The sequence below is a fragment of the Pararhodobacter sp. genome (assembly GCF_034676075.1).
GTDB lineage: Bacteria > Pseudomonadota > Alphaproteobacteria > Rhodobacterales > Rhodobacteraceae > Pararhodobacter.
On the sequence record NZ_JAUCCQ010000039.1, the window covers coordinates 22846 to 29661 of the forward strand.

General features: G+C 72.0%; 8 protein-coding genes. 4 read left to right on the top strand and 4 right to left on the bottom strand.

Annotation, left to right across the window (positions count from 1 at the left end; all coding sequences use genetic code 11):
* Positions 1–50 precede the first annotated feature (50 nt).
* A complete protein-coding gene (locus VDQ18_RS12450) occupies positions 51–974 on the bottom strand; it encodes a zinc ABC transporter substrate-binding protein (RefSeq protein WP_323021256.1) in 924 nt (307 codons plus the stop codon).
* Positions 975–1048: 74 nt separating this feature from the next.
* On the opposite strand from VDQ18_RS12450, the gene VDQ18_RS12455 reads away from it, so the two are divergent.
* The 3 genes from VDQ18_RS12455 to VDQ18_RS12465 are packed head-to-tail and all read left to right on the top strand — an operon-like array spanning position 1049 to position 3100.
* Positions 1049–1552 carry a Fur family transcriptional regulator gene (locus VDQ18_RS12455; protein WP_323021257.1) on the top strand — a complete coding sequence of 168 codons (504 nt, stop codon included), beginning with the start codon at positions 1049–1051 and terminating at the stop codon, positions 1550–1552.
* On the top strand, positions 1549–2316 hold the full coding sequence (locus tag VDQ18_RS12460) for a metal ABC transporter ATP-binding protein (RefSeq protein ID WP_323021258.1): 768 nt from the start codon (positions 1549–1551) through the stop codon (positions 2314–2316). The genes VDQ18_RS12455 and VDQ18_RS12460 overlap by 4 nt, the downstream gene beginning before the upstream one ends.
* Positions 2306–3100, top strand: coding sequence for a metal ABC transporter permease (locus VDQ18_RS12465; protein ID WP_323021259.1), 795 nt, complete (start codon positions 2306–2308; stop codon positions 3098–3100). The genes VDQ18_RS12460 and VDQ18_RS12465 overlap by 11 nt, the downstream gene beginning before the upstream one ends.
* A 71-nt stretch (positions 3101–3171) precedes the next feature.
* Here the strand turns inward: VDQ18_RS12465 and VDQ18_RS12470 are convergent, their stop codons facing one another.
* Together VDQ18_RS12470 and VDQ18_RS12475 are read right to left on the bottom strand one after the other, a co-directional pair.
* Positions 3172–3558 carry a lysozyme inhibitor LprI family protein gene (locus tag VDQ18_RS12470; RefSeq protein WP_323021260.1) on the bottom strand — a complete coding sequence of 129 codons (387 nt, stop codon included), beginning with the start codon at positions 3556–3558 and terminating at the stop codon, positions 3172–3174.
* Positions 3559–3644: 86 nt separating this feature from the next.
* Positions 3645–4355 (bottom strand): alpha/beta fold hydrolase, encoded by a 711-nt coding sequence (locus VDQ18_RS12475; RefSeq protein ID WP_323021261.1) that lies wholly within the window; start codon positions 4353–4355, stop codon positions 3645–3647.
* A 143-nt stretch (positions 4356–4498) separates the two neighbouring features.
* On the opposite strand from VDQ18_RS12475, the gene VDQ18_RS12480 reads away from it, so the two are divergent.
* Entirely contained in the window at positions 4499–5527 is a 1029-nt protein-coding gene (locus VDQ18_RS12480; protein WP_323021262.1) for a zinc-binding dehydrogenase, read from the top strand.
* 24 nt (positions 5528–5551) lie between these two features.
* On the opposite strand, the gene VDQ18_RS12485 is transcribed toward VDQ18_RS12480, so the two are convergent.
* On the bottom strand, positions 5552–6544 hold the full coding sequence (locus VDQ18_RS12485; protein WP_323021263.1) for an NAD(P)H-quinone oxidoreductase: 993 nt from the start codon (positions 6542–6544) through the stop codon (positions 5552–5554).
* Positions 6545–6816: the final 272 nt, after the last annotated feature.

The following is a 6816-nucleotide window of genomic DNA, read 5'->3' on the forward strand; positions in this document are numbered from 1 at the left end:
AGGGTGGGCGGTTCCGCGCCGTCACGGCGCGGGTTCGCCCACCCTTGGCCTCAGCCCGCGGTGACGCAATCGGCGATGCTCTGCGCCAGCGCCCGCATCAGCCTTGCATAGAGGTCCGGCCCCGGCTCCAGCCCCATCCCGGCGGGGTCGAGCGGCGCGCCGATCCTGAGCACGGTGCCCTCGGCCACCACCCGGGCGAAATCGTCGGCATGGTTCGCCTCGGGGAAGAGGCAGACCGCCCGATCCTGTTGCAAATCGGCGCGGAGCGCCGCGATCCGCGCCGCCCCCGGCGCCGAGGCATCGCCGCCGCTGATATTCGCCACCACGTTCAGCCCGAAAGCATGCGCGAAATAGCCATAGGCGTCGTGGAACATCACCAGCCCGGCGTCGCCGACCGGGGCGAGGATCGCCGCGATCTCGGCCCGCAGCGCCTCGGTCCCGGCGGCGGCGGCCTCGGCCCGGGCGGTGTATGCGGCGGCGTTCTCGGGATCGGCCTCGGCCAAAGCTGTGCCGAGCGCGCGCTGCCACAGCGCGACATTGCCCGGCTCGAGCCACAGATGCGGGTCCATGCCGGAATGGTCGTGCCCGTGATCGTCATGATCATGGTCATGATCGTCGTGTCCGTGGTCGTCGTGCTCTTCCTCGGCGAAGTCCTGGGTATGCAGGCCCGGCACCGCGCTCAGATCCAGCACCCGGCCGCCCGCCAGACTGTCCAGCGGCCCCGCCAGCCAGGGGCTGAGCCCCGGGCCGATCCAGACCACCAGATCGGCACCGGACAGCGCGCGCGCCTGCGAGGGGCGCAGCTGCGCGTGATGCGGGTCGGCGCCGCGGTCCAGCAGCGCCGTCACCGCTGCGCCATCGCCCAGAACCCCGGCCACCAGCGACTGGGTCAACGGCAGATCGGTCACCACCCGCGGCGCCTCGGCCAGGGCGGGGGTGGCGCTGAGGAAAAGCGCGAAAAGAAGTCTCGACATGGGCTTGGCTCGGCTGTCAGGAATGTTATACTGTTACTTGTTATAACATAACATATGCACCCGCAAGGCCCCTCATGACCGCCTCCAGCCCCCCGACCGGCCCCGAACCGGCCTTCGTGCCGCACGACCACCACCATTGCGTCGAAAGCGCGCTGGCCGGGGCCGAGGATCTGGTCCGCGCCAAGGGCCTGCGCATGACCCCGGTGCGGCGCCGCGCGCTGGAGATCCTGCTGGAGCGGCACGGCGCGATGGGCGCCTATGACGTGTTGCAGCGACTGGCCGAGGACGGGTTCGGCCACCAGCCGCCGGTCGCCTACCGGGCGCTCGATTTTCTGGTGGAGCACGGGCTGGCGCACCGTATCCAGCGGCTCAACGCCTTCGCCGCCTGCCTGCATCCGGGCGAGGATCACCACGCCGCCTTCCTGATCTGCCGGGGCTGCCATACCGTTGCCGAAGTCTCGGCCGATCCCCTGCGCGGCGCGCTGGACGAGGGTGCGGCGGCGCTGGGTTTCAGCGTCGAACGGGCGACGATCGAGGCGATGGGCCTCTGCTCTGCCTGCCGTGAGGCGGCGGCATGAACGCCCCGGTTCTGGTCGAGGCGCGCGGCCTCTCGGTCGCCTATGGCCCCGCCGCGCCGGTGCTGAGTCATGTGGATTTCACCCTGCACCCGGGCGAGATCGTCACCATCGTCGGCCCCAATGGGTCGGGCAAATCCACGCTGCTCAGGGCGCTGTTGGGCATGGTGCCGAGTTCGGCGGGCAGCGTGACCCGGGCGCCGGGGCTCCGGGTCGGCTATGTGCCGCAGAAGTTGCATCTGGACCCGAACCTGCCGCTGTCCGTCGCCCGGTTCCTGCGCCTGAACCGCAAGCTGAGCGGCGACGAGATCGCGCATCTGCTGTCGCGGGTCGGCGCCCCGGGGCTGGAGGACCGGGCGCTGGCCACGCTGTCGGGCGGGCAATTGCAGCGGGTGATGCTGGCGCGCGCGCTGGCCGGGAACCCGCAGCTGCTGGTTCTGGACGAGCCGACGCAGGGGCTGGACCAGCCCGGCACGGCGGCCTTCTACCGGCTGATCGAGGATGTCCGGCGCGAGATCGGCTGCGCCGTCCTCAGCGTCAGCCACGACCTGCATGTGGTGATGAGCGCGTCTGACCGCGTGGTCTGCCTGAACGGGCATGTCTGCTGCGAGGGCACGCCCTCGGTCGTGTCGAACGCGCCGGAATACCGGGCGCTGTTCGGTCTGGGCACCGGGGGCGCGCTGGCGCTTTACCAGCACCACCACGACCACGGCGCCGACCATCCCGACCACCCCCACGACCACGAGACCTGCGATCATGATCATTGACGCTTTCGTCCTGCGCGCGCTGGGCGCCGGGCTGCTGGCGGCGCTGGCGACGGGCCCCCTGGGCTGTTTCGTGGTCTGGCGGCGAATGGCCTATTTCGGCGATGCCACGGCGCATGCGGCGATCCTGGGCGTGGCGCTGGCCCTGGGTTTCAACGTCTCGATCTTCGCGGGCACGCTGGTCACTGCTTTCGCCATGGCGCTGATGGTCAGTTCGCTGGCCGGGCGGGGCTGGGCGATGGACACGACGCTGGGGGTTCTGGCGCATTCGGCGCTGGCGCTGGGTCTGGTCGCGGCCTCGTTCCTGCAGGGCGTCCGGGTCGATCTGGAGGCGTTCCTCTTCGGCGACATCCTGACCGTGCAGGCCTCGGACCTGATCGCCATGGCGCTGGGCACGGCAGCGGTGACGGCGCTGATGCTCTGGCGCTGGGAGGCCTTGCTGACCGCGACGATCAGCGAGGATCTGGCGCGCTCGCTGGGCCTGAAGCCGGAACGCGAGGGGCTGATCCTGACGCTGGCGCTGGCGCTGGTGGTGGCGGTGGCGCTGAAGGTGGTGGGCGCGCTGCTGATCGGCGCGCTGCTGGTCATCCCGCCCGCCACGGCCCGGGTCATGGCCCGCACGCCCGAGCGGATGGCGCTGGGCGCGGTGGCGGTGGCGGGGTTGAGCGTGGTGCTGGGGCTGATGGCCTCGCTGTGGTTCGACACGCCCGCCGGGCCGAGCATCGTCGCGGCGGCGGCGGGGCTGTTCGTCCTGTCCCTGAGCCTGGGGCGCGTGGTCAGGGCGTGAGGCGGGGGGAGGCACGCTCCCACCCGCCCGCCCCGCGTGCCTCCCGCCGCCTCACGGCTGCTTCAGGGGGTTCAATGAACAGACTCGAGCAATTCCGCGACCCGGGCGCGGCCCAGGGTGATGCGGCAGGCGGTGATGGCGATCCCGGTGCCCGAGCCGCCGCCATAGCCCTCGCCGACCGCATGGCATTGCGCATCGCGATAGGCCGACCAGGCCTCCTGCGCGGCATCGAGGGCGGGCATTGCGGTGCCGAGGCCGGTGGTGCGGTCCAGTTCCTCGGCGCTGGTGCGGGCAAAGCCCAGCGCCGAGTCGAGCGAGCGATCGACCGAGGCCAGCGTCGCGGTCACGCAGGCGCCGATCTCGATCTGGCTGCCGCCGTCGCATTCGAGCGTCGGATCGGCCAGCGCCAGCGACGGCAGGGCAAGGACGAGGCAGGCGGCAAGCGGCAGGCGGGTCATGGCGGGCATCCTTCGAGGCTGGGAACCGGCCTCCAGCATGATCCCTGCGCCCGGCCCTGACCAGCCCCGACACGGGCACATCTGCGTCAGGCGGCGAGGCCCAGCAGGATCCCGGCCAGCGCCTTGGGCTGGGTCAGCATCGGCACATGGCCGCATTCCAGCGTAAACTCCGCCTCGCAGGGGGTCGCCGCGACCATTGCCCGTTGCAGGGGATGGGTGACGACCCGGTCGTCGGTGCAGAAGACATAGGCCTTGGGCACCGCCGCGAACCCGGGGCCGACGATGGCCTTGTCGGTCTGGCCGCGGTTGGGTTGCGGGCTCAGCACCGCCATGGCGGCGGCAGCGGCCTGCGGCGTGGCTTCGGGGAACAGCACCCCCGCCGCGCCCGGATCCAGCAGCGTCGTGCCCTTGACCGGGCCGGGGCGGACGAAATCGCGCACGCCCGGCGCGTCCTGCCGCTGCACCAGATCCAGCAGGCTCTCGCCATCCCGGGGCAGCAGCGCGGCGACGAAGACCGCGGCGGTCACGTGCCGGGGCTGCCGCGCCGCCACCTGCGCCACGACCATGCCGCCCATGGAATGCCCGACCAGCAGCGCGGGCGGCCCGGTCAGCAGCCGCGCCTCGACCGCCGCCACATACTCGGGCTGGCCGACGTCCCCCGAGGGCGTGTCGTTGCGCCCGTGCCCGGGCAGCGAGAAGGCCTCGACCTGATGGCCCTGCGCGGTCAGCAGGGGAACCACGCCGGTCCAGCTGCTGCCATTGCCCCAGGCGCCGTGAATGAGAAGGATGCGTGCCATATGTCCCCCGCGCTGCTCGGGCATCCTGCCCCGCAGCCGGGGCCGCCGCAAGCCGGGGCGCGGGTGACGTGACGCCCCCCGCCAAGCCGAGGCTATGCCGCAGGCTGCCTGCGGGCTAGCATGCGGCAAACGGGAGGATGACCATGACCACGCCGACCACGACCCGCGCCCTTGCCCTGCGCGAGGGCGGTTTCGCCAGCTCGCCCATGCCGCAGGTGCCCGACAGCCTCGCCCCGTTCCTGGAGCTGCGCGAGGTGCCGCTGCCCGCGCTGAAACCGGGGCAGGTGCTGATCGAGGTCGGGCTGAGCCCGGTGAATCCCTCGGACCTGTTCTTCGTGCAGGGCAGCTACGGCCAGCCCCGGGTCCAGGGCCAGGCCGCGGGGTTCGAAGGGGTGGGCGTGGTGATCGCCGCCGGGGGGCCGGCGGGCGAGAAGCTGATCGGGCAGCGCGTCTCGTTCCTCGGCACCGGGACCGGGGCCTGGGCCGCGCATGCGGTTTCGGACGCGGCGCTCTGCATTCCCCTGCACCCGGCGGTGCCCGAGGCCGACGGCGCCGCGCTGATCGTCAACCCGCTGACCGCCGTGGCGCTGGTCGAACGGGCGCGGCAGACCGGCGGCGCCTTCATCGTCAACGCTGCGGGCTCGCAGCTGGGGCGGCTGATCCTGGGGCTGGCGAAGGACGAGGGGCTGAACGCCATCGCCGTGATCCGCCGCCCGGACGATGCCGAAGCGCTGAAGGCGCTGGGCGCGGCCGAGGTTCTGGTCAGCTCCGCCGCCGATTTCGAGGCGCAGGCGAAAGCCGCGCTCAAGGCGCATAAACCCCGGGCGCTGCTCGATGCGGTGGGCGATCAGGCGACGGCGGATCTGTTCTTCGCCATGCCCGCAGGGGCGCGCTGGGTGAGCTATGGCAAGATGTCGGACGAGGCGCCCGCGCTCACCGCCATGGGCCAGTTCATCTTCATGGACAAGGCGATCGAGGGCTTCTGGCTGAGCCGCTGGCTGCCCGCCGCGCCGCCCGAGCGGGCTGCGACGGTGATCCGGCAGGTGCAGGAGCGCTTCGCCACCGGCCGCTGGCAGACGCGGGTCGGGGCCGAATTGCCGCTCGACCAGGTGATCGAGGGGGTGATCCCGGCCTACCGCAAGAGCAACGGCAAGGTGATGATCCGGCCCTGAGCGGGGCCGGATCTGTCGGCCGGTTCAGCCCGAGACCTTCAGGACGATCTTGCCGACATGGGCCGAGGTCTCCAGCCGGGCATGGGCGGCGGCGGCCTCGTCCAGCGGGAATTCGCTGTCGATCACCGGGGCGACGCGGCCGGTGGCCAGCAGCGGCCAGACCTCGGCCTCCAGCGCCTGGGCGATGGCGGCCTTGGCGGCGACCGAGCGCGGGCGCAGGGTCGAGCCGGTGATTGTCAGGCGGCGTACCATGACCTGGGCGAAGTTCAGCTCGACGCTGGGACCCGAGAGGAAGGCGATCTGCACCAGCCGCCCGTCATCGGCCAGCGCCTTGACGTTGCGCGGCAGGTAATCGCCGCCGACCATGTCGAGGATCAGATTGGCCCCGCCCTCGGCCCGCATCGCGTCGACGAAATCCTCGGTGCGGTAGTTGATGGCCCGCTCGGCGCCGAGGTCGAGACAGGCCTGGCACTTGTCGTCCGACCCCGCGGTGGCGAAGACCCGGGCGCCGCGGGCGGCGGCAAGCTGGATGGCGGTCGTGCCGATCCCCGACGTGCCGCCATGGATCAGGAACCGCTCGCCCGCCTGCAGGCGCCCGCGGTCGAAGACATTGGTCCAGACGGTGAAGAAGGTCTCGGGCAGGCAGGCCGCCGCCCGGAGGCCCAGACCTTCGGGCACCGGCAGGGCATGCGCGGCGGGGGTGGCCACGTATTCGGCATAGCCGCCGCCCGGCAGCAGCGCGCAGACCTCGTCGCCGATCCGCCAGCGGGTGACGCCCGCCCCCAGCGCCACGACAACGCCCGAGGCTTCGAGCCCCGGCAGGTCCGAGGCGCCGGGCGGCGGCGCATAGCTGCCCGCGCGCTGCAGGGCATCGGGGCGGTTGACCCCGGCATAGGCGACGCGGATCACGATCTCGCCCGCCCCGGGGACCGGCACGGCGCGCTCGGCCGGCACCAGCACCTCGGGCCCGCCGGGTTTCGAGATCTCGATCACGCGCATGGTATGGGATTGGGTCATCGGTCTTCCTGTCTTGAGTCGGGCGCAGCTTAGCCGCAGAAGAGGATGGGCGAAATCGCCCATCCTACGGGCTTTCCCCGGAGGCCTCGGCGCGGATGGCGGCCAAACCCGCCCCGCCCGGAGGATGCCTGTCGAACGACGGCGGAGCTTAAGCCTTCCTTAACCCGCCTTCTTTGCGCTTCAAATATCCCGGGGGGTCCGGGGGGCTGGCCCCCCGGGGCCGCTCCGGGCGCGGGGGTCGCTGTTCAGTGCCAGCTGCCCGGCATCGGGCC

Bases quoted from the DNA above. Each gene is read 5' to 3' on its own strand.
- VDQ18_RS12450 (WP_323021256.1), bottom strand. From the start codon at position 974: ATGTCGAGACTTCTTTTCGCGCTTTTCCTCAGCGCCACCCCCGCCCTG.
- VDQ18_RS12455 (WP_323021257.1), top strand. From the start codon at position 1,049: ATGACCGCCTCCAGCCCCCCGACCGGCCCCGAACCGGCCTTCGTGCCG.
- VDQ18_RS12460 (WP_323021258.1), top strand. From the start codon at position 1,549: ATGAACGCCCCGGTTCTGGTCGAGGCGCGCGGCCTCTCGGTCGCCTAT.
- VDQ18_RS12465 (WP_323021259.1), top strand. From the start codon at position 2,306: ATGATCATTGACGCTTTCGTCCTGCGCGCGCTGGGCGCCGGGCTGCTG.
- VDQ18_RS12470 (WP_323021260.1), bottom strand. From the start codon at position 3,558: ATGACCCGCCTGCCGCTTGCCGCCTGCCTCGTCCTTGCCCTGCCGTCG.
- VDQ18_RS12475 (WP_323021261.1), bottom strand. From the start codon at position 4,355: ATGGCACGCATCCTTCTCATTCACGGCGCCTGGGGCAATGGCAGCAGC.
- VDQ18_RS12480 (WP_323021262.1), top strand. From the start codon at position 4,499: ATGACCACGCCGACCACGACCCGCGCCCTTGCCCTGCGCGAGGGCGGT.
- VDQ18_RS12485 (WP_323021263.1), bottom strand. From the start codon at position 6,544: ATGACCCAATCCCATACCATGCGCGTGATCGAGATCTCGAAACCCGGC.